A 19,424-nucleotide genomic window follows, 5' to 3' on the forward strand; every position below is an offset into this window, starting at 1 on the left:
CGCTATGACGAGGCGGGCGAAAAATACCGCCACTTATTTTCCACCCTGTGAGTTATCGTCGCCTCCGCGGGGACCGAAGTCATCAGGATCCAGGTTCTCGGACCAGTTGCGCAGCTCTTCCTCATCGATTACCTCGTGGGAGTCGCTCTGACCAGAGGACTGACCAAAGGATTGCCCCACTGCTTGCCCAAAGGAACCAAAGTTGCCATAGCTATCGTGCTGTTGCGCCATGGGCGATGCCTCGTAAATGCGCACACCCATCCTCTCCACCTTGCGGTAGATGGATACGGCCATAAACTTTCGAAACAGCGACCGCGTTGGGGCGAAGATGAGCAGAATCCCCAGAAAACTGGTCAAGAACCCAGGCAGGGACAGCAACATGCCACCGGCCAAGGTCAAGCCCACGTTGCCGGCGGTTTTTCCTACGTTGTCATCGCGCACGTAGTAGGTCCCGTCACCGGCCTGCTCTACTTGTTTACCCATCAACCGGCGCACCTCAATGCCAGCGATGGACATGCCAAAGAACATCGTGATGAACAGGGCAATGAGCGCCCAAAAGACGCCAATCCACTCGGCGACGGCCCAGAACGCTAAGGTTTCCGCCAGCATATAGAGGACGAGATATAAAATCGGCATAGCTTCCAGTTTAACGAGCAATGCTGACGATATGCTGGCAACACTCAGGCTAGACTGGCAAGCTATGCATTACCCCGAATTTTTCCAGCACCCCGAGTCCGGCACTTGCCTGCGCCTGCACGTTGTGGGCGGTTTTACCAGCCCCAATGATTGGATCCATTTGGGTTATTGCGCGGCGCACTGGGCCGATGGCAGCGTCTATATCCGCCCCAATTCCGCCATCGAGTTGCGGGGAGTTACAGACAAGGCCCAGCTTGCGGCGGAGCTGGATAAATTAGAGCTGCAGAGCTTCCACATTCCTATGCTGGCCTCTCCCCTTTCTGCCGCGGCGAAGCAGGCCGCGCGCGAGCTGGCCACGCACCTGTATACCGAACAGCCCGGCTTGGAGTCGCTCGCGATTACCACTACCGACGACGATCTCCCGGCTTCTGCCACGCAGGTCAGCATGCGGCTGCTTGACGATGCCACCTTGGATATCATCCAGTCCCCCGCCACCAACAGCCCTTCCGCAGGCCTCTCGCTTGCCGATGCCGCAGCCCACCTCCAACGCCTCGGTGCGCAAAGCACCGAGACGAAGGGCACTGGGGCAAGTGGCGCGGAGCTTAACGCGGAACCAGGGCCGATTGGCTGGCTGGACGAGCACCAGGCAGATGGCGTGGTCGACCTTGGCGCGGGCGTCCACCAAGGCGCCATCCCGGCGCAGTTCGCGCAGCTTATCGGCCAGCTCGAGGTGGCCATCACCGTCACCCCGTGGGGTGGCTTAGTCTTTCACGACATCGCGGAGGGCGATGCCGAGGTCGTCCTCCGCGTGCTCGCCCCGCGCGGTTTCATCTTCGACATCAACTCGCCCCTGTTGCGGGACGGCGAGGCCGACTAACGCGGCATGTGCCGCCACACGGGTCGGGGCACCAACCGCATAACCCATGCCAATGCTTGCAGCGCCTTTGGGATCCACAGGGTGTGGCTGCGCGCCTGACCGCGGCGGTCATCGGTATCTATGCAGGCGACGACGGCATCGGCGACATCGCCTGGCCAGACCGATAGTGGGGCCGGTTTCATTCCTTGGGTCATGGATCCAATGACGAACCCGGGCCGCGCGGTAATCAGCCCGAGCCCGCTGCCGTGCAACCTGTCCGCGAGGCCCTGGCAAAAAGCATCCAGGCCAGCCTTGGTGGAACCGTAGACATAATTGGCGCGGCGGGCCCGCCACCCAGCGATGGAGGAAAAGGCCACGATATGGCCGCGCGGCATCGATTGCGCCGCCACCGTGAGCACGGAGACCTGGGCGGTGTAGTCAATGGTGGCGATCTGTGCCGCGTGGGCAGGATCGGTGTCCGCCCTATCTTGATCCCCCAGGATGCCAAAGGCGACCACGGTAAGTTCAATGGCGCCGACGCGTTCCTTGGCCTCGGCAAAGATTTGGCGGTGCTGGGAAAAGTCCTCCGCGTCAAAGGACAGCTGGTGGACGCTGCGCGCACCAGCGGCCTTTAGCTGGGAGGTAATCTCCTCAAGCCCATGCGTCCCGCGCGCGGCGAGGACGATGTCGTTGCCACGGGCCACGCGCTGGGCGATTTCGCCGCCGATATCGCTGCGCCCGCCCAAGATCAGTACGCCAGCCACTTAGCGCACTTCGCGTTCAACGACGTTGAGGGACTCGTAGCCATCCTTGGTAAGTACCACGATGTCCTCGAGGCGCATGCCCCACTGGCCCTCCAGGTAAATGCCCGGCTCGATGGAAAAGGCCATGCCCTCTTCCAGCGTCAGGTCATTGCCCTCCATGATGAAGGGCTCCTCGTGGGTCGAAAGGCCAATTCCGTGGCCGGTGCGGTGAACGAATTTATCGCCCCAGCCGGCATCGGCAATAGCCTTCCTCGCAACACCGTCGATTTCTTCGGCCGTGCTGCCGGGCTTGGCGGCGGCACGGGCGGCCGCTTGGGCATCGTAAAGCACCGCATAGGCATCCTGGAAGTCCTGCGGCGCCTGGCTGAGATCGCTGCCTACGACGTAGGTGCGGGTGCAATCGGAGTGGTAGCCGGAGGGCAAGGTGCCTCCGAGATCCACGACGACGGGCTCGCCCGCAGCCAGCTTCCGGTCGGAGAAACTGTGGTGCGGATTGGCGCCATTCGGGCCGGAACCCACGATGACGAAGTCAATGATGGAATGCTCTTTGAGGATGAGCTTTTCCAGTTCATGGGCCACCTCGGCCTCGGTGCGGCCGGGCTGCAGGAGCTCGGGAACCTGCGCATGCACGGCGTCGATGGCCTGGCCGGCCTTGCGCAGCTCCGCGATTTCCGCCTCGTCCTTGCGGGTAAACAGCTCCGCGAGCGCGTAGGTGGCAAGAACGTAGTCTGCATCAGATACGAGCCCCTGGAACTGCAAAATATGATCCGCCGTCAGGGATTGGCCCAGCGCGACCTTCTTGATCGACGCAGCACCCTGGAGGGCGAGTTCGTAGGGATTATCGCCGTCATTCCACCCGCGCAGCTCCACATCGAGCTTGCCGACGGGCGCCGATTTAATATCCGTAATATCCGTATTCGGCGAGACGATCCACGGCGTGCCGCTTTGGGGAACGGCCAGCACCGTCAGGCGCTCGTGGGACGATACCCACGAACCGGTCAAGTAGGCGAAATCGGGGCCGGTGCCAATCAGCAAAAGGTCAATGCCCTGCTGGGCGGCCGCTTCTTGTGCGGCCGCGAGCCGGCGGGAATATACTTCGGGAGAAAAAGCCTGAGTAGTCATGCCCTCAGTCTACTAGTCAGTAGGACGAGCTAGCTTAAGCCCCGATCGCGACGACCCCGCGTTGGATGGCATCGATTGCGCGGCGCGCGTTGCGCTGGATCTGGCCATCGTAGCCAGTTTTGGCGATTTGCTGCAGGAGGTCCACAACTTGGCGGCACCACCGCACGAAATCACCGGGGGTAAGCTCCGCGCCCGCTTCATTGGCCGCCGCCATGCAATAGCCCAAGGGCGCACCCGCTGACCACTGGTGAATCGCCAGCGCAAATCCGGCTTCCGGCTCGCGCGTTGGGGGCAGGCGGTGGCGCCGTTCATCCGCGCTGAGCTCGGTATAGATGCGCCAGGTCGCATTCATGGCATCGGCCATGCGGTCCGTAGCTGCCTCCGGCTGGCCACCAGTGGCCTTCCTATTTTCAAAGCAGCACAGGGAAGCAACGCCGGCCAATTCCGCCGGATCCAGCTCATCCCAAATGCCGCGCTTCAAGCACTGGGCAACGAGCAGATCGGATTCGCTATGAATCTTGGCCAGGCGCTCGCCTTCCTCAGTGATGACCGGCGTGCGATCGCTGCCCGCGCCAGAGGACTCGACATAGTCCATCTCCGCGAGCAGATCCACGATGCGTTCAAAGGTGCGGCCCAGCGTATCGGTCGCCTTATTCACCTTGGCCTGCAGCTTTTCGAGGTCGCGCTCGCGCCGTGCCAACTTCTGCGCCACGCCAGCCAGTTGCTCCCTATCGGTGGCGGGCCACTCGTGTGCAGGGTGCTCGCGAATGGCATCGCGCAACTCGCCTACCCGCTTATTTGGCCGCAGGCGCGGCTTCGACTTCATCCGCTTCGGGCGGTCAAACTTTTCGCGGCGGAAGAGATCCTGGATGTACTTGGTATTGCGCCGCGGATTCTTCCGTACCGGCTTCGGGATCTTAATGCGGCCCAGCTGAATCGGTGGATTGCTAATCCCGGTGGCATCGATGCGCCCTGACCAGCCGGATTCCGTGGTGACCCACGGGCGTGGATCTTCAGTCTGGTTGGCCGGGGTGACCACTGCGGCAAGGGTGGGCCGTTTCTTCCCGGCAAGCGCGATGACGTCACCTAATTGCAGGCGGGCTAGCACTGCGACCACTTCCTGGGTGCGTTGGTGTTCCTTATCAACCTTGGATTGCTTTTCTTCTGCCGTCAGCTCGCGGCGCAGCCGGATATAATCCATGAGCACCTCGGCGGGATCCTCGCCGTCCTTGGCTGGTGGTGCGAGGGCAGCGACGGCATCGTCAAGCTGCTCCCGCAACTCGCGCACGCGATGCTCCGCCCGTTCAAGTTCACGAGTTTCTTCCACCACGGAGCCATCGGCTTGGAACTGTGCAAAAGACTTTTCTAGCAGCCGCAGCGAGTCTTCAAAACCGAGCATGCCCAGCAGGTTAATGGCCATGTTATAGCCCGGCGCAAACGTGGAAATGAGCGGATACGTGCGCGTCGATGCCAAACCGGCGACAAAACGCGGATCCATAGCAGGAGCCCACTGCACGACCGCGTTGCCCAGGGTATCGATTCCGCGCCGGCCGGCACGCCCGGTTAGCTGCGTGTATTGGCCCGGCGTGAGATCCACGTGCGCTTCGCCATTGAACTTAATCAACTTCTCAAGCACCACCGTGCGAGCGGGCATATTAATGCCCAGGGCAAGGGTTTCGGTAGCGAATACGGCGCGCACCAAACCGCGGACGAAGAGATCTTCTACGATGTGGCGAAACGCCGGGAGCATCCCTGCGTGGTGGGCGGCAAAACCGCGCGAAAGCGCCTCGCGCCACCGACGGAAATCCAAGACCTGCAAGTCCTCCTCTGGGATGCCTTCGACGCCGGCATCGACGATGGCCTTGATCTCTTCTGCTTCCTCTTGCGTCGTCAGCACCATCCTGCTGCGCAGGCACTGATAGAGGGCGCCATCGCAACCGGCGCGGGAAAAGATGAAGGTAATCGCGGGCAGCATATCTTGCGATTGCAGCACCTTGAGCACCTCAGGGCGCCCTAAGGGGCGGTAGCGATCTTGCGGCCGGGAGGAACCAGAACGCCCGCCCGCTTTACCATGAAATTCGCTGCGCCCTCCGCCCTTGTGGCGCGCCCTCGCGCGAAAACCCTTGCCGGATTTATAGTCCGCGCGTCCATCATCGCTATCGCCTGCCTCCAAGCGCTGAATGCGGCGCTCTAACTCAGAATTGACCTGGCCGCCGGATTCCGGCTCAAAGAGCGGATAAATCTTGCGGCCCAACATCATCCATTGATCGAGCGGAACGGGACGGTGTTCGGTCACAATGACCGAGGTATCACCCCGGACCGTAGCGAGCCATTCACCGAATTCCTCGGAATTGGACACGGTGGCAGATAGTCCAATGATGGATACGTGGTCCGCCAAGTTCAAGATGACTTCCTCCCAGACCGCACCGCGGGAGGCATCTGCAAGGAAGTGGATTTCATCCATGACCACGTGGGTAAGCCTATCCAGCGCGGGAGAATCCGCGTAGATCATATTCCGCAGCACCTCGGTGGTCATGACGACGATTTCGGCATCGGCGTTGATAGAGACATCGCCAGTGAGCAGACCAACGGCATCATCGCCGTGCTCAGCAACGAGGTCGTGGTATTTCTGGTTGCTCAGCGCCTTAATCGGGGTGGTATAAAAGCACTTCGTGCCGCGGCTTAGTGCCAAAGACACGGCGAACTCGCCAACGACGGTTTTACCTGCGCCGGTAGGGGCGCAAACGAGCACCCCTTGGCCATTTTCTACCGCCTCACACCCCTGCACCTGGAACTCATCCAAGGGGTATGGGAGGCCGGCGGCGAAGGTATCCAGGTGAGTTTCAGTCATATCTCACAAGGCTACCCGTGCTTAAAGCACATCGTCGAAAAAGCCGCCTGCATCGGTAGGCCGGTGCGGCCCCTTGCGATACTCAGCCTGTTGCGAAGCGCTATCCGATGCCCCCTTTTCCCCGCGGACCATCTGCGATGACGCACTAGGTGCCGCGGGCTTTGGCGAGGCATACACTCCCGAGGGGGCATCGACAGGCGCGGGCCCGCCTACGCCCGTGGGGCCCTCATCAAGCGCGGACGCGGATTCATCATCGAGATCCATCCATGCAGGGCGCTCACGGTTCTGACGTTTATCGTGAACGCGGCAGAACTGGAATGCAATCTCAATAAGCAATAAGAGGCAGGCGGACAAGACCACCATCGTGAAGGGATCTTGGCCCGGAGTCACGAAGGCGGCGAAGATCATCACGGCGACGATGATAATGCGGCGCTTGTCCTTGACGTGGTTATATTCCAAGACGCCAATAAGGTTGAGCGAGACGATCAACAGCGGAATCTCGAAGCTGATGCCGAAGATGAGCAAGAGCGCCAAGAGGAAGTAGAAGTATCGCTCACCGGTTAATGCTGCTGTTTGATACTCGGCGCCGATGCCGATGAGGAATTCTAGGCCCACGGACAAGATGAAGTAGGCCAAGATGGCGCCCACCAAGAACAGGAAGACGGCCACAGCGACGAAGCTTAAGGTATAGCGGCGCTCATTCTTATGCAGCCCAGGGACGATGAATGCCCACACCTGGTAGAGCCAGACCGGGGATGAAAGCACCGTGCCTGCCAAGGTGCCGACCTTCAGGCGCAAAATCAGCATCTCGAAGGGGCTGGTGGCAAGCAACCGACACTCGCCGTCGTTATTGAAATTGGCCCGCTTATCTTCCGGCAAAGAGCAATACGGTTCGCGCAGGATTTCTCCCAGCGGCGGAATCCGGAAGGGCGCCTGCTGGTACCAAATGAAACCGATGATCGCGCCGATGACCAAGGCCAGCAAGGAGATGATGATCCTTCGCCGCAGCTCTTGCAGGTGCTGCACCAAGGTCATCTCGCCCGTAGGGTTCTTGGGCTTGCGTGAAAAACCTCGCCGCTTGCGGCGCACGCGGGTTCCTGGTTCGCCGGCAGGGTGGGACTGTGAGGACATCAATTTGGCTCTTTCAACGCACAAGAGCGAACACTACCCTGCCCACTCGATTTCTGAGGGCCGGTCTCCGACACGGCCGACGAGTGCATAGGCAGAGCGTGTTCGCCTTTTTAGCTGGCAGGCGTTAATTCTGAGAGGAAGAGTTTCCCTGCTGGTGGCCAGGTTGCATATCCGGGCGGTTCCAGAACTCCTCATCGGACTGCTGGCGCTTCTGGCTCAATTGAGCTTGCGCCTCAGAGCGCTTGGAGTCCTCCGATTGCATTTCATTGACCTCGGATTTGAAAATGCGCATCGAACGGCCCATGGAACGAGCAAGATCGGGCAATTTCTTCGCGCCAAATAGCAAGATGATGACAAGAACAATCAGGCCGATTTCCAATGGTCCTAAGGTCATAAGATCCTCTTTCGGTTCTTCTTTGCCTGCGCCGGGTAGCCGCCGCGGGCGCTCCCTTCGCGGGGAATAGTCGCGGGGCACGTGTAAGACGCATGTGCGTGCAGTAACTGAAAATTAAGTATAGCCCTTCAACGCGGCATTCCCGCGTTCCGCAATGAGATTCACGATAGATTGCGGGGCTATAACGCGTAACCTATCTGCCTGACCGAGGGCGAAACGAACCACCCAATCTACCGAACCCACCTGCATTGTCGCAGCTATGGTGCCGTTTTCTAGGCGTTTTCCTAGTTGCATGTCGTAGTATTCTGCCAACCAGGTGAATTCTTCGCGGATGGCTAATTCCACGGAATCCGCCGTACCTAAATTAAAGGGTGCCGCAGCGTCGAAATCCAACTCCTTGAGACGCGGATGAGCGGTTTCCTCGGTCAATTCGGCATGCTTGATGCGGTCGATGCGGAAGGTCCTGTGCCCCTGCTTTTCTTCCTCCCACGCCGCGAGATAAGGCTCCGCATCCACGATGAAGATCCGGGCCGGATCAACTAGGCGCTCGGTTTCCTTATTAGATGAAGCACTCCAATAGCGCATCCGGATGCGCCGTTTTTCATTGAGCCCGCGGTTTAAGGTTGCCTGGATATCGAATTCTTGCGGGTCCACCGTCGATAATGTGTCATAAATGCTCAGCGTGCGCTCATCCATAATGGAGCGCAATTTTTCCGCGGCCGACTTAATCGCTCTGGCATCCAGCAGCCCGGGCATAGCCTCGAGGGATTCTAGGGTAAGCAGGAGTGCGCCGGCCTCGGTTGGGGTAAGCCGCAATGCTTGTCCGAGACCTTGGTCGTTGTAGATGGTGACCCCATCGCGGTAACTGAAAGAGAGATCGATGAGCTCCTCGGTATTGCGGCCGGTCCCAGAGCAAAATAGCCGGTCCACGGCATCTTTGAGCTCTCCTGGGTCCATCCCCAAATCCGCGGCTGCCTCCATCGGGGTTTTATCCGGATGGTTTTGAAAATATGGGATGAGGTTGAGCGACCGGACGAGCGCCTGCAGTTTATGAGATCCATCGGCCATTGGTTTACTCAGCTCCGTTGTGGTTGGCGGCTGTGCGCAATAGGTTAATGATGTCAGTGCTCACCTCAGGGGGATCGAGCACTTTTACTTCTGGGGCATAGCCCGCTGCGGTGCGCACCAACCAATCTTTTTGGACCCCGGTCAGCACTACGGTGCCTTCGGCGGTGCGCTCCCCCGCGCTTTCTAGCTCTTGGGCTTGACCTTCAGGGATATGCAGGGTCGCGTCCACCTTTTCGCCGCGTTGTAGTGCTTCTTTGACGAGCTTGTCGATGTCCACCGTCGGCTCGATATACTCAGCCGGCTGGTGGGACCTTTTGATATCGGAAAGCCTTAAGGCCCGGAAGACGCGCGGGGCGGCGCGGTCCACATCAAAGCCAACGATATAAATGCGGCTCTGGTGGTTGACCACTCCCCAGGGATCCATGGTCCGGCGCACGGTCTCTGCTGCCGGGTGGGGGCGGTAGGCAAAGGTAATGCGGACTTTATTTCGCACGGCGGCGAGGACGAAGGTGATGACCTCGGGGGCAAGGCGGGTGATGTCATTGACCGCGGTATAGACGGGCGCGCCCTCCAGGTTGCGAGAAGCGCCCGAGGCGGCGATCTTGGTCCACCCGGACAGGGAGAAATCGCTCAATCCACCAGGGGTTCCCACTCCCCCTGCGATGCCAAGCACCATCGCTTCTTCCGGTGAAAATTCCACCGGCGGGAGCTGATAATTGCTTTGGTCGAGGCGGTATGAGGCCCCGTCTTCCCCACCGGTGTGCACGATGGGGACTCCGGCGCGTTGCAAGGTGGCGATATCGCGTGCCAGCGCCTTGGTAAAAGCCTCGTCGGATTTATCGCTATAGCCTGCGACGTGGCTGCGGATCCAGGCTGCAGAGCGGTCCGGTGAACCACCCGAATTCGCCACTCCTTGCAGCGCAAAGGATAGGTTGGTGAGCCTTTCTACCGCCGCATCCTGCCGGCTCGGCGTGGATCGTGATGCCACCACGTTGTCTACTCTCCCCAGTGCTCAATGTGCACGCCCTAGGCGTGATTATCGTGCATATAGTCTAGCAATGCCTCAACGCGCGGATCTGTGGACGCGAAGGGATCGAGCAGTTCCTCGGTGCGCGGTTCTGGGCGGTTGACCTTCAGCCGCGTCCAATCCACGGTCACGTGCGCGCCGCATTCTTCGGCCGCAGCAAGGAACTTTCCGCGCAGCGCCGCGCGCGTAGTCGGCGGTGCGCTGGTTACCGCACGCTCGATGTCTTCATCTTCAATCCAACGCTCAATCATTCCGCGGCGAAGCAGCACGTCGTACAGTCCTCGCCTTGGCCGGATATCGTGATAGGTCATATCAACCTGCGTCAGCTTCGGATGCGCCCAGTCACCGCCCAAACGGGAGCGGTAGCGCTCGAGCAGCTCGAGCTTGATCACCCAATCAATCTCGCGGTTCACGCCGGAGAAATCTCCGGTCTCGATGGCGCGCAGGATGCGCTCCCACAGGTCAACGACGCGCTCCAATTCCGCCGTGGGCGTCCCGGCGTCTTCGCGGTGAGCAAGCCAATCGCGGGCCCGCGCGCAAAGCTGCTGCTGGACCTCCAAGGCTGTAATGGTTCCCCCGCTAACAAGCGGCAACGGTGTTGAGCCGGTCACATCGCGCGCAATGGAGCGAATGTGGTGGATTGGATCTGCGATCTCGAGCTCGGGTAGCTCGAAGCCTGCCTCCAGCATCTCTAACATGAGCAGGGTGGAGCCGACCTTTAGTGCGATGGTGGGCTCTGCCATATTGGAATCGCCGACGATGATGTGCATGCGGCGGAAGCGCTTGGAATCCCCATGCGGCTCATCGCGGGTATTGATGATGGGCCGGGAACGGGTGGTCGCGGACGATACGCCCTCCCATACCTGATCGGCGCGCTGGGATAAGAGGAATTGCGCGGGGTGATCGCCCTTGGCAGGCTGTACCATTCCCGCCCCGCAGATAAGTTGGCGGGTAATCAAGAACGGCAAGAGCGCCACGCCCAGGTCTTTGAGCACCATGTGCCGGCTAATGAGGTAATTCTCGTGGCAGCCAAAGGAGTGCCCGGCGGAATCGACGTTGTTCTTAAAAAGGTAGACCGCGCGCTCGTTTCCTTCTTCGGCCAAAGCGTCTTCTGCCTGCAGGGCTAGGCGGTTCATCACGCGGTCACCGGCGCATTCATGGGCGATGAGCTGGCTGAGGCTATCGCATTCGGCGGTGGCTACCTCAGGGTGCGAGCCGACGTCGAGGTACAGGCGGCTGGCATTGATGGCAAAGATATTGGACGAGGCGTACTTTTCCACGATCGGCCGAAAGAGCACGCGCGCAACCTCATCCGGACTTAATGCCCGCTGGCTCTTCGGCGTCGCGGTGGACAGGCCGTACTCGGTTTCGATGCCCATGATCCGCCGGGCAAAAACGGGACGGGTGGATTCCACGCCTACTGTCCGCCCTTTTGGACGTACGAGCGGACGAATTCTTCCGCGTTATTTTCTAGCAGGCCATCGATCTCATCCAAGAGATCATCGGTGCCAGAGGTGTTGATATTGAGCTGGGTAGCGGTAAATTCTTCCTCTGACTCGGGGCCATTTCCCCCATTATTGCTAGAAACCTGGCGATTCGAAGTGGACACGGTGTCATCCTTTCGTCATATTAGGTGATCATTACTTACGATACTCGGGCTGGATGCCGATGGCAGCAAGCCCTTCAAGTAACTCCTCTACGCTGCTGGCGCCCTCGATAATGCCTTCGCAGTCCGCGCGGGTAAGGCCGCGGGTATCATCCATGGCCACGGTGGCCCAGACGCCATTGCGGGAGCGCCCGTCCGTAGCACCACGGCGCAGGGTGAGGCTTTGCCAACTGGCGGCGATGATGTCTTCGCCGAATTTCTGCGTTATGCGCCCGCGGAAATATGCTCGGGTGTCGGCGGGCGGCTCGGCCGCAGCGTGGTGTAGGTCTTCAGCGGTAAAGAGCTGGCGCATCTGCCCCTTGCGCACCAGCGCATGGTGCAGCGACTTCTCGGGATCGATTTCCGCGTATTGCAGGTCGATCAGGCGCAGCTTGGGATCATCTGGGGCGATGCCGCGGTCGAGGTAGCTCTTGATCAACCGGTACTTGGCCACCCAATCTAGGAGGTGGGCGGCCTTGAGGGGGTCATCGGCAAGCAGCTCTACTGCCTCGTCCCAGGCCGCCAGCACCTTGTGGTCGGCGGAAGTCTCCGGCTGCAGGCGGCGACGGTATTCGGCGAGCAGCTCGAGGGCGGTGAGCGTGCGGCCATCGGCAAGCGTGAGCCGGTGGCGCAATTCAAGGTCGCGGCTTACCAGGGGGACCTCCGCGACGGCATCGGCCAAGCGCAGGTCGCTAAAGTCCGTGCCCGCCTCAATGGCATCGAGCACCAGCGAGGTCATGCCCAATTTCAGCAGCGTCGAGGTCTGCGACATATTCGCATCGCCGATGATGACGTGCAGGCGGCCGAAGTCATCGTGGATGGCATGGGGCTCGTCGCGGGTATTGATAATGCCGCGGTTGAGGGTGGTTTCCAGGGAGATTTCCTGCTCAATATAATCCGCGCGCTGGGAAATCTGGAACCCCGGTTCCTCTCCAAACTCCCCGCGCCCCATGCGCCCAGCACCAATGACGACCTGCCGGGCCACGAAGAAGGGAATCAGCGCCTGGGCCATGACCGAAAAATCGGTGCTGCGAGCATACTGATAGTTCTCATGCGAACCGTAGCTGGCGCCCTTGCCATCGACGTTATTCTTGTACAACCGCAGCGGCGGGCACGGCTGCCGGTCCGCCAAGACGGAGTTTCCCTGTGCCGTCAGCTCCGCCACAGCATCCCGGGCCTGCAGCAACGTGTGATCGCCGGCGGCGTCATAGAGCGTCGCGTCCCAAGCATTCGTGCACTCCGGAGCGGAATATTCGGGGTGGGCATGGTCCACATAGAACCGCGCCCCGCTCGGGGTGACAACATTGGCCACACCAACCGCATTGGGGTCTACCACGGGCACCGTATCGTAGCGCTTGAGATCAAAACCGCGCGAGTCCCGCAAGGGGTGCTCTTCCGCAAAATCCCAGCGCGAACGCGCGCCCGTATACAGCGCAGCATAGGCCACCACCGCATGGGTCGAGGTAATGATTGGGGAATGCTCCGGCGAATCCGGAGTAGAAATACCGTATTCCGTTTCCGTTCCTAGCACACGGGCCACGTACAGCTCCTTCCACTCAAAAGTTCCACACTGGTCACACGCGATCCGCCGTGATCCGCGGAAACGATCTTGCTCCATTCCTCGGGGTTGGTCGAGGTTGGCATGTATTCCGATTCTTCCTGCTCGGCGGCGATGGCGGTGCGCAGATGCTGCTTGCCGATGCCCCCTTTAACGCCCCCATCGCCTTCCTCCGCGGCGCGCTGCGCACCGTGGTGCGATAACGCCTCCTTGATGGCCAGCTTCTTTGCCCGGGCCAGGATATTGGCGATCATCGCGCCAGAGACGAAATCCCGGTAGTGCAGGACCTGGCGCTGCCCATTGCTAAAGTGCAGCTGTGCAAACGGCCTATCGCTATACAGCTCATCCACGGCATCGCCAATGAGCTCGTCAATATCACCCACATGCGGAATGGACGGATCGAAGTGGCGGGCGAAGATCTCGCGCGCGCCGCGCTTGGTGGGGCGATTGATGCGCACCTTCATATCCAGCCGGCCCGGGCGCATGATCGCGGGGTCAATGAGCTCTTCCCGGTTGGTGGCGCCGATGATGACCACATTGCTCAGGCCCTCCACTCCATCGAGTTCCGTGAGCAACTGCGGCACGACGGTGGTTTCCATATCGGATGAGACCCCTGATCCGCGGGTGCGGAAGATAGATTCCATCTCATCAAAGAAGATGACCACGGGGCGATCCGCGCTGGCTTGTGCGAGCTCGCGTGCGCGCTCAAAAATCAACCGAATGCGGCGTTCGGTCTCACCGACGTACTTATTCAGCAGCTCTGGGCCCTTGACGTTAAGGAAGTAGCTGGAGCCGTCTCCGCCCATCTGGGTAGACAAGGAGTTTGCCACCGCCTTGGCAATGAGCGTCTTTCCGCAGCCGGGCGGGCCATAAAGCAACACGCCCTTGGGCGGTTGCAGGCCATATTGGCGGTAGAGCTCGGGGTGGACAAAGGGTAGCTCGACGGAATCGCGGATCTGCGAAATTTGCTCATCCAGACCGCCGATGTCCTCGTAGCGCACATCGGGTACCTCTTCCAGCGAAAGCTGGGAAACCTCTGCTTGATCGACCTTTTCCACGGCCACGGAAGCCTTTGTATCCAGCAGTACTACCTCGCCCGCGCGCACGCTTTCTTGCAGCGCCTGTGCGAGCAGAACAACGCGGTTATCCCCCGCAGAATTAGCCACGACGGCGCGGCGCTGGTCCAAGCGCTCGACCACGGTGGCAAGCTCGCCAGTCCTCGTAGGAGCGCAGCCTTCGACGACCACGAAGCCATCGCCCAGCCGGACCTGTTGGCCCACCTGCAGGCTGCCCGGCTCCACGTTGGGAGAGACCTTGAGCTGCATGACGCGGCCGTTGGTATAGACCTCCGCGGTGGTGCCTACCTCGCTTTGGTGCGGCGAGTAGGCCAAAAAGACCCCATATGTAGAGGCGGGCTCTGCAAGCGCATTGACCTCAGCAAATAACTGCTCGAGCTCGGCGCGCGATTTCTGTAATAGCTCCACCAGCTTTTGGTTGCGCGCAGCAAGCTGGCTGAGTTGCCGCTTATTATCCGTGGCTTCATCCATGCACACCACTTTAACGTGCGAGCAGCTATGAGCGAGGCCACTTTAGTAATTAATTACACCCGTGTACTTAAAACTGTGCACCTTATTTGCGGGCGCGGCGCTGGGGGCGCGGCGGGGTGACGCCATCGGCAAGCCGCCTGGTCCAAATAAGGAATGCGGTATGCGCGTTCATGCGGTGCTCCGGGCGGGTGGCTAGGCCTTCTACCTTCCATTCGCGCACGAGGGATTCCCACGCCTTCGGCTCGGTAAAGCATTGCAGCTCGCGGATGCCCTCCATGACCTTCATCAGCTGCGGGACCGTTGCCACATAGGTCATGAATACGCCGCCGGGGATCAGCAGATCGCGCACGGTCTCCAGGTTCTCCCAGGGCTCAAGCATGTCCAAGATGATGCGGTCGACCGGGCCGCCGAGGTCCTCAGCGGTAACATCGCCTAGATCGCCTAGGCGCGGCGACCACCACTCGGGGCGGGCGCCAAAGTATTCCTCGACGTTATCGACCGCGTACTCCAAGTGATCGTCGCGGATCTCGTAGGAATAGACGTGGCCTTCGGGGCCCACGGCGCGCAGGAGGGACATCGACAAGGCGCCGGAGCCCGCACCAGCCTCCAGCACGCGGGCGCCCATGAAAATATCGCCCTCGACCAAGATTTGCGCGGCGTCCTTGGGATAAATAACGGCGGCGCCGCGCGGCATCGAGAGGACGTGATCCACCATGAGGTGGCGGAAGAGCAGGAAGGACGAGCCCAAGGTGGACTCGATGACGGAACCTTCATCCATCCCCACGATGTCATCGTGGTTGATTATGCCTTTATGGGAATGGAACTGGCCTCCTTCTTTCAAAATGACCGTGTAGTGGCGCCGCTTGGCGTCCGTCAGCTGCACGCGGTCGCCATAGGAAAAGGGGCCAGAATAAGCCATGCCGCAAAACTCCTCGAGGTTGTGGGTACTAACCCTTCAAGTATGCCTCAAGAGCCCGCGAGAGCCATATTTGGTCCTGCTCGCCCACCATCTCGCGCGCGGAGTGCATCGAAAGCATCGGAACGCCCACGTCGACGGTGTCGATACCCAGCCGCGTTGCGGTAATAGGCCCGATGGTCGAGCCGCACGGCACATCGTTATTGCCCACGAAACGCTGCACCGGAACCCCAGCCTTGGCACACGCGGTCTCCCACAGCGCAATCGTCTGGGCATCGGAGGCGTAGCGCTGGTTGCCGTTGATCTTGGTCACTGGGCCCTGCCCAATGATCGGCTGGTGGGTGGGGTCGTGCTTATCCGCGTAATTGGGGTGCACCGAATGCGCGGCATCGGCAGACACGCAGCTAGAACGCGCGAACATCTGGAAGCGCTCCTCTTCATTGGCCCCCAGCGCGCGGGCGGTGCGAGTCAGCACATCCTGCAGGATCGGCCCGGCGGCACCATAGCGGGAGCTCGAGCCCACTTCCTCGTGGTCAAAGGCCATCATGACCAAAATATCGGAGCCGTCATAGTCCTGCGCAGCACGTTGCATAGCCTCCAGCGAGGCGTGCACCGAGGACAGGTTATCCATGCGGCCAGCCGCGATGAACTTTTCGCCCGCGCCAAAGACGGCACCCCGGGCGGCATCGGCCGTAATCAGGTTGAAGGAAGCAATATCCTGCTCAGCGATGCCCGCCTGCTCCCCCACCACCTGCAGGATCGACGCCTCTTCATCGCCCACCGTCAGCACCGGCTGCATGTGCTTTTGGCGGTCCGGCTTGAACTCATCCTTGCGGTACAAGTGGATAGCCAGCGAAGGAAGCCGCAGGACTGGCCCCGTATTCACCAGGTGCTGGCGCCCATCCGTGGTCACAACCTGGCCGGCGACGGTAAGTTCGCGGTCAAACCACGTGTGCAGCAAGGCGCCGCCGTAGATTTCTACCGCGACCTGCTGCCAGCCCGCAGCAGAAAAATCGGGCGTGGGCTTAAGCGCCAGGCCCGGCGAATCAGTATGCGAGCCAACGATGCGGAAACCGGAGTTCTTATCGGCGCCTTCCGGCACGTACCACGCGGTAACCGCGCCGCCGCGGACCATGACGTGCCCGCCAGGTGCGGCCGACCAATCCTCGCGCTCATCCTGAATCTGGAAGCCAGATTCTTGCAGCTGGCGCGCTACCTCATGCGCGGCGTGGTACGACGACGGCGAGGCCGCCAGAAAATCAAGGAACTTATCGGTATAACTCATACCTTCTAGCTTGCCACGAAACTATCGGCGATAGGCTAGATACACCATGGCTACTTCATCTACTCCCCGCCCTCTTGCCCTGTCGCCCTCGCGCGCCTCCGACTACCAGCAGTGCCCGCTGCTCTATCGATTCCGGGCCATCGACAAGATTCCCGAGCCCAAGACCATCGCCCAAGTTAAGGGAACCCTGGTCCACGCGGTCCTAGAAGAAACGCATAAACTCCCGCGTGAAGAGCGCACCTACCCGGCAGCGGTAAAGATGATTAAACCAAGCTGGGCCGCGATGACAGAAAGGGACGCTGAACTGCTCGAGCTCGTGCCCGAAGAAGAAACGTATGACTTCTTCGTCGCGGCCCGCGAGCTGCTCAAGGGCTATTTCCAGATGGAAAACCCGCAGGGCTTCGACTGCCAAGAAACCGAGATGTATGTCAATACGGTCCTGCCCAATGGCGTACCCGTGCGCGGGTTTATTGACCGCGTGGACCGCGCGCCCACCGGCGAGGTGCGCGTCGTGGATTATAAGACGGGAAAGAAACCGGCACCGCGCTTTTCCCACAGCGCCCAATTCCAGATGCGGTTTTATGCCCTGGTGTACTGGCGCCTGCTGGGCACCATCCCCCACCAGCTGCGGCTGATGTATCTCAAGGTGCTGGATTCGATGTTTTTAGCTCCTACCCAGGAGGAACTCGAATACTTCGAGCGCGATCTAGGCCAACTGTGGGCCAAGATTGAAGCCGATGGGCGCGCCGGGGATTTTCGCCCGAAGCGCTCCAAGCTCTGTGATTGGTGCGCGCATCAGGCGATCTGCCCTGAATTTGGCGGCACGCCACCGGAGTACCCGGGGTGGCCGGGCTCCGCGGCGGATTAACTCCTTTTAGAACAGTCCGGATACCGTGCCATCGGCGGCGACGTCGATATTATTGGCCGCCGGCTTCTTGGGCAGGCCCGGCATGGTCATCACGTTGCCGGTAAGCACCACGATAAACCCCGAACCGGTGCGCGGCAGTAGCTCACGCACGTGCAGCGTGTGGCCTTCCGGAGCGCCCAATGCGGTTGCTTCATCCGAGAAGGAATACTGCGTCTTGGAAATGACCACGGGTAATTTATCCCAGCCATTGTCCTTGATGTATTGCAAGTCCTTCACAGCCTTTGAGCCATATTCCACGCGGTCCGCGCGGTAGATCTCGCGGGCGATGGTCTCGATGGAGGCCTCGATGCCTTCTTCCGGATCGTAGAGCTGCTGCGCGCCGCCCTCGAGGTTCTCCAGCAAGGTCTCGGCCAGCTTCGTCGCTCCCGCGCCGCCTTCGGCCCAGACGTTGGCCTCTTCCAAGGCCACGCCGAAGTCCTTGGCCCAATCGCGCATAAACTGGCGCTCCGCCTCGGTATCGGACCAAAAGAGGTTCAGCGCGACGACAGGCTTGATCCCAAACTTGCGCAGGTTTTCTACGTGGCGCTCAAGGTTGACGATGCCCTTCTGCAGAGCCTCAAGGTTTTCCTCGGTGAGCTTGTCCTTGGCAACGCCTCCGTTGTACTTCTGCGAGCGGATCGTCGCCACAACCACCGCGCCGGCCACGTCCAGGTCACCAAACCGGGACTTGATATCCATAAACTTCTCGCCGCCAAGATCCGCGCCGAAGCCGGCTTCAGACAGCACGATATCTCCGAACTGCAGGGCGGTCTGCGTCGCCAGCAAGGAGTTGCAGCCGTGCGCGATATTGGCGAAGGGACCACCGTGCACGAGTGCGGGAACCCCGCCGAGGGTTTGCACGAGGTTCGGGTTCAAGGCATCGCGCATCAATGCGGTCAGCGCACCTTCCGCATCGAGCTCGCGCGCGGTTACTGGGCGCTGGTCATAGGTAAAGCCGACGGTAATATCGCCTAGGCGCTGCTTGAGGTCATCGAGGCTCGTCGCCAAGCACAAAATGGCCATGATCTCGGAGGCCGCCGTAATGGTAAAGCCCGTTTCTGCCGGCACGCCGTGTGCCGATCCGCCGAGGCCGGTCACCACATTGCGCAATGCTCGGTCGTTCACGTCGACGCAGCGCTGCCACGTGACACGGCGAGGGTCAATGCCCAGCTGGTTGCCCTGGTGAATGTGGTTATCGATGATGGCGGCGAGCGTATTGGTTGCCGCGGCAATGGCGTGGAAGTCACCGGTGAAGTGCATGTTGATATCCTCCATCGGCACAATCTGGGCGTAACCGCCGCCCGCAGCGCCGCCCTTGATGCCCATTACCGGGCCCTGGGAGGGCTCGCGAAGGGCCACGATGGCCTTCTTTCCAATCTGATCCAGCGCATCGGTCAAGCCGATAAGCACCGTGGATTTACCCTCGCCGGCCGGTGTCGGGGATACTCCTGTCACCAGCACGAGCTTGCCGCGCTTGTCCTTGGCGTAGTCCACCTTGGTGATATCCACCTTGGCCTTCGTGGAACCAAAAGGAATTACTGCATCTTCGGGAATGCCTGCTTTGGCTGCGATCTCCGCAATCGGCTGCAGGTTATGGGCTTGTGCGATTTCAACATCGGATGGCTGCGTAGTCATAGCACCTACCCTACCGATTTCTGACATAAGCCAAGTCGCATGGGGTAAGAAGTGTGAGACACAACATTCTTCGGGTGGGGTT

17 protein-coding genes are annotated in these 19,424 nt (G+C 60.5%); 2 read left to right on the forward strand and 15 right to left on the reverse strand.

Going from position 1 to position 19,424, the window contains the following annotated elements; translation table 11 throughout:
- Nucleotides 1-33 precede the first annotated feature (33 nt).
- Nucleotides 34-636, reverse strand: coding sequence for an FxsA family protein (locus tag HMPREF1287_RS02615; RefSeq protein ID WP_023017505.1), 603 nt, complete (start codon nucleotides 634-636; stop codon nucleotides 34-36).
- Between the two features lie 64 nt (nucleotides 637-700).
- On the opposite strand from HMPREF1287_RS02615, the gene HMPREF1287_RS02620 reads away from it, so the two are divergent.
- Nucleotides 701-1,513: a precorrin-3B synthase gene (locus tag HMPREF1287_RS02620; RefSeq protein WP_232218807.1), complete on the forward strand. Its 813-nt coding sequence runs from the start codon at nucleotides 701-703 to the stop codon at nucleotides 1,511-1,513.
- Here the strand turns inward: HMPREF1287_RS02620 and HMPREF1287_RS02625 are convergent.
- The 13 genes from HMPREF1287_RS02625 to HMPREF1287_RS02685 form a co-directional block, all read right to left on the reverse strand.
- The gene (locus HMPREF1287_RS02625; RefSeq protein WP_023017503.1) at nucleotides 1,510-2,256 is read right to left on the reverse strand and encodes an SDR family oxidoreductase; all 747 of its coding nucleotides are present in this window, start codon (nucleotides 2,254-2,256) and stop codon (nucleotides 1,510-1,512) included. The two genes, HMPREF1287_RS02620 and HMPREF1287_RS02625, sit on opposite strands and share 4 nt — an antisense overlap.
- On the reverse strand, nucleotides 2,257-3,378 hold the full coding sequence (locus HMPREF1287_RS02630; RefSeq protein ID WP_023017502.1) for a Xaa-Pro peptidase family protein: 1,122 nt from the start codon (nucleotides 3,376-3,378) through the stop codon (nucleotides 2,257-2,259).
- Between the two features lie 34 nt (nucleotides 3,379-3,412).
- Nucleotides 3,413-6,229 (reverse strand): RNA helicase, encoded by a 2,817-nt coding sequence (locus HMPREF1287_RS02635; RefSeq protein WP_023017501.1) that lies wholly within the window; start codon nucleotides 6,227-6,229, stop codon nucleotides 3,413-3,415.
- A gap of 21 nt (nucleotides 6,230-6,250) precedes the next feature.
- Nucleotides 6,251-7,360: a twin-arginine translocase subunit TatC gene (tatC, locus tag HMPREF1287_RS02640; RefSeq protein ID WP_369707511.1), complete on the reverse strand. Its 1,110-nt coding sequence runs from the start codon at nucleotides 7,358-7,360 to the stop codon at nucleotides 6,251-6,253.
- Between the two features lie 124 nt (nucleotides 7,361-7,484).
- Nucleotides 7,485-7,754, reverse strand: coding sequence for a Sec-independent protein translocase subunit TatA (gene tatA, locus HMPREF1287_RS02645; protein ID WP_005279210.1), 270 nt, complete (start codon nucleotides 7,752-7,754; stop codon nucleotides 7,485-7,487).
- Between the two features lie 114 nt (nucleotides 7,755-7,868).
- A complete protein-coding gene (locus HMPREF1287_RS02650) occupies nucleotides 7,869-8,822 on the reverse strand; it encodes a YafY family protein (RefSeq protein WP_023017499.1) in 954 nt (317 codons plus the stop codon).
- 4 nt (nucleotides 8,823-8,826) lie between these two features.
- The gene (locus tag HMPREF1287_RS02655) at nucleotides 8,827-9,813 is read right to left on the reverse strand and encodes a YafY family protein (protein WP_023017498.1); all 987 of its coding nucleotides are present in this window, start codon (nucleotides 9,811-9,813) and stop codon (nucleotides 8,827-8,829) included.
- A 35-nt stretch (nucleotides 9,814-9,848) separates the two neighbouring features.
- Nucleotides 9,849-11,228 carry a Pup--protein ligase gene (pafA, locus tag HMPREF1287_RS02660; protein ID WP_042404059.1) on the reverse strand — a complete coding sequence of 460 codons (1,380 nt, stop codon included), beginning with the start codon at nucleotides 11,226-11,228 and terminating at the stop codon, nucleotides 9,849-9,851.
- A 38-nt stretch (nucleotides 11,229-11,266) separates the two neighbouring features.
- The gene (locus tag HMPREF1287_RS02665; protein ID WP_005279201.1) at nucleotides 11,267-11,458 is read right to left on the reverse strand and encodes a ubiquitin-like protein Pup; all 192 of its coding nucleotides are present in this window, start codon (nucleotides 11,456-11,458) and stop codon (nucleotides 11,267-11,269) included.
- Between the two features lie 31 nt (nucleotides 11,459-11,489).
- A complete protein-coding gene (gene dop, locus HMPREF1287_RS02670; protein WP_005279199.1) occupies nucleotides 11,490-13,034 on the reverse strand; it encodes a depupylase/deamidase Dop in 1,545 nt (514 codons plus the stop codon).
- Nucleotides 13,019-14,599: a proteasome ATPase gene (gene arc, locus HMPREF1287_RS02675; protein WP_023017496.1), complete on the reverse strand. Its 1,581-nt coding sequence runs from the start codon at nucleotides 14,597-14,599 to the stop codon at nucleotides 13,019-13,021. Before arc ends, dop begins: the two co-directional genes overlap by 16 nt.
- Nucleotides 14,600-14,681: 82 nt before the next feature.
- Nucleotides 14,682-15,518, reverse strand: a complete 837-nt coding sequence (locus HMPREF1287_RS02680; RefSeq protein ID WP_005279195.1) for a tRNA (adenine-N1)-methyltransferase — start codon at nucleotides 15,516-15,518, stop codon at nucleotides 14,682-14,684.
- Nucleotides 15,519-15,546: 28 nt separating this feature from the next.
- On the reverse strand, nucleotides 15,547-16,800 hold the full coding sequence (locus tag HMPREF1287_RS02685) for a M18 family aminopeptidase (RefSeq protein WP_023017495.1): 1,254 nt from the start codon (nucleotides 16,798-16,800) through the stop codon (nucleotides 15,547-15,549).
- 46 nt (nucleotides 16,801-16,846) lie between these two features.
- On the opposite strand from HMPREF1287_RS02685, the gene HMPREF1287_RS02690 reads away from it, so the two are divergent.
- Nucleotides 16,847-17,668, forward strand: coding sequence for a RecB family exonuclease (locus HMPREF1287_RS02690; protein WP_023017494.1), 822 nt, complete (start codon nucleotides 16,847-16,849; stop codon nucleotides 17,666-17,668).
- A 6-nt stretch (nucleotides 17,669-17,674) separates the two neighbouring features.
- On the opposite strand, the gene HMPREF1287_RS02695 is transcribed toward HMPREF1287_RS02690, so the two are convergent.
- A complete protein-coding gene (locus HMPREF1287_RS02695) occupies nucleotides 17,675-19,342 on the reverse strand; it encodes a formate--tetrahydrofolate ligase (protein WP_023017493.1) in 1,668 nt (555 codons plus the stop codon).
- Nucleotides 19,343-19,424: the final 82 nt, after the last annotated feature.

Source organism: Corynebacterium sp. KPL1986 (assembly GCF_000477975.1).
Classification (GTDB): domain Bacteria; phylum Actinomycetota; class Actinomycetes; order Mycobacteriales; family Mycobacteriaceae; genus Corynebacterium; species Corynebacterium accolens.

What these genes read in the sequence shown, in the direction of transcription:
- HMPREF1287_RS02615 (WP_023017505.1), bottom strand. Translation starts at nt 636, where the DNA reads ATGCCGATTTTATATCTCGTCCTCTATATGCTGGCGGAAACCTTAGCG.
- HMPREF1287_RS02620 (WP_232218807.1), top strand. Translation starts at nt 701, where the DNA reads ATGCATTACCCCGAATTTTTCCAGCACCCCGAGTCCGGCACTTGCCTG.
- HMPREF1287_RS02630 (WP_023017502.1), bottom strand. Translation starts at nt 3,378, where the DNA reads ATGACTACTCAGGCTTTTTCTCCCGAAGTATATTCCCGCCGGCTCGCG.
- HMPREF1287_RS02635 (WP_023017501.1), bottom strand. Translation starts at nt 6,229, where the DNA reads ATGACTGAAACTCACCTGGATACCTTCGCCGCCGGCCTCCCATACCCC.
- tatC (WP_369707511.1), bottom strand. Translation starts at nt 7,360, where the DNA reads ATGTCCTCACAGTCCCACCCTGCCGGCGAACCAGGAACCCGCGTGCGC.
- tatA (WP_005279210.1), bottom strand. Translation starts at nt 7,754, where the DNA reads ATGACCTTAGGACCATTGGAAATCGGCCTGATTGTTCTTGTCATCATC.
- HMPREF1287_RS02650 (WP_023017499.1), bottom strand. Translation starts at nt 8,822, where the DNA reads ATGGCCGATGGATCTCATAAACTGCAGGCGCTCGTCCGGTCGCTCAAC.
- pafA (WP_042404059.1), bottom strand. Translation starts at nt 11,228, where the DNA reads ATGGGCATCGAAACCGAGTACGGCCTGTCCACCGCGACGCCGAAGAGC.
- arc (WP_023017496.1), bottom strand. Translation starts at nt 14,599, where the DNA reads ATGGATGAAGCCACGGATAATAAGCGGCAACTCAGCCAGCTTGCTGCG.
- HMPREF1287_RS02680 (WP_005279195.1), bottom strand. Translation starts at nt 15,518, where the DNA reads ATGGCTTATTCTGGCCCCTTTTCCTATGGCGACCGCGTGCAGCTGACG.
- HMPREF1287_RS02685 (WP_023017495.1), bottom strand. Translation starts at nt 16,800, where the DNA reads ATGAGTTATACCGATAAGTTCCTTGATTTTCTGGCGGCCTCGCCGTCG.
- HMPREF1287_RS02690 (WP_023017494.1), top strand. Translation starts at nt 16,847, where the DNA reads ATGGCTACTTCATCTACTCCCCGCCCTCTTGCCCTGTCGCCCTCGCGC.
- HMPREF1287_RS02695 (WP_023017493.1), bottom strand. Translation starts at nt 19,342, where the DNA reads ATGACTACGCAGCCATCCGATGTTGAAATCGCACAAGCCCATAACCTG.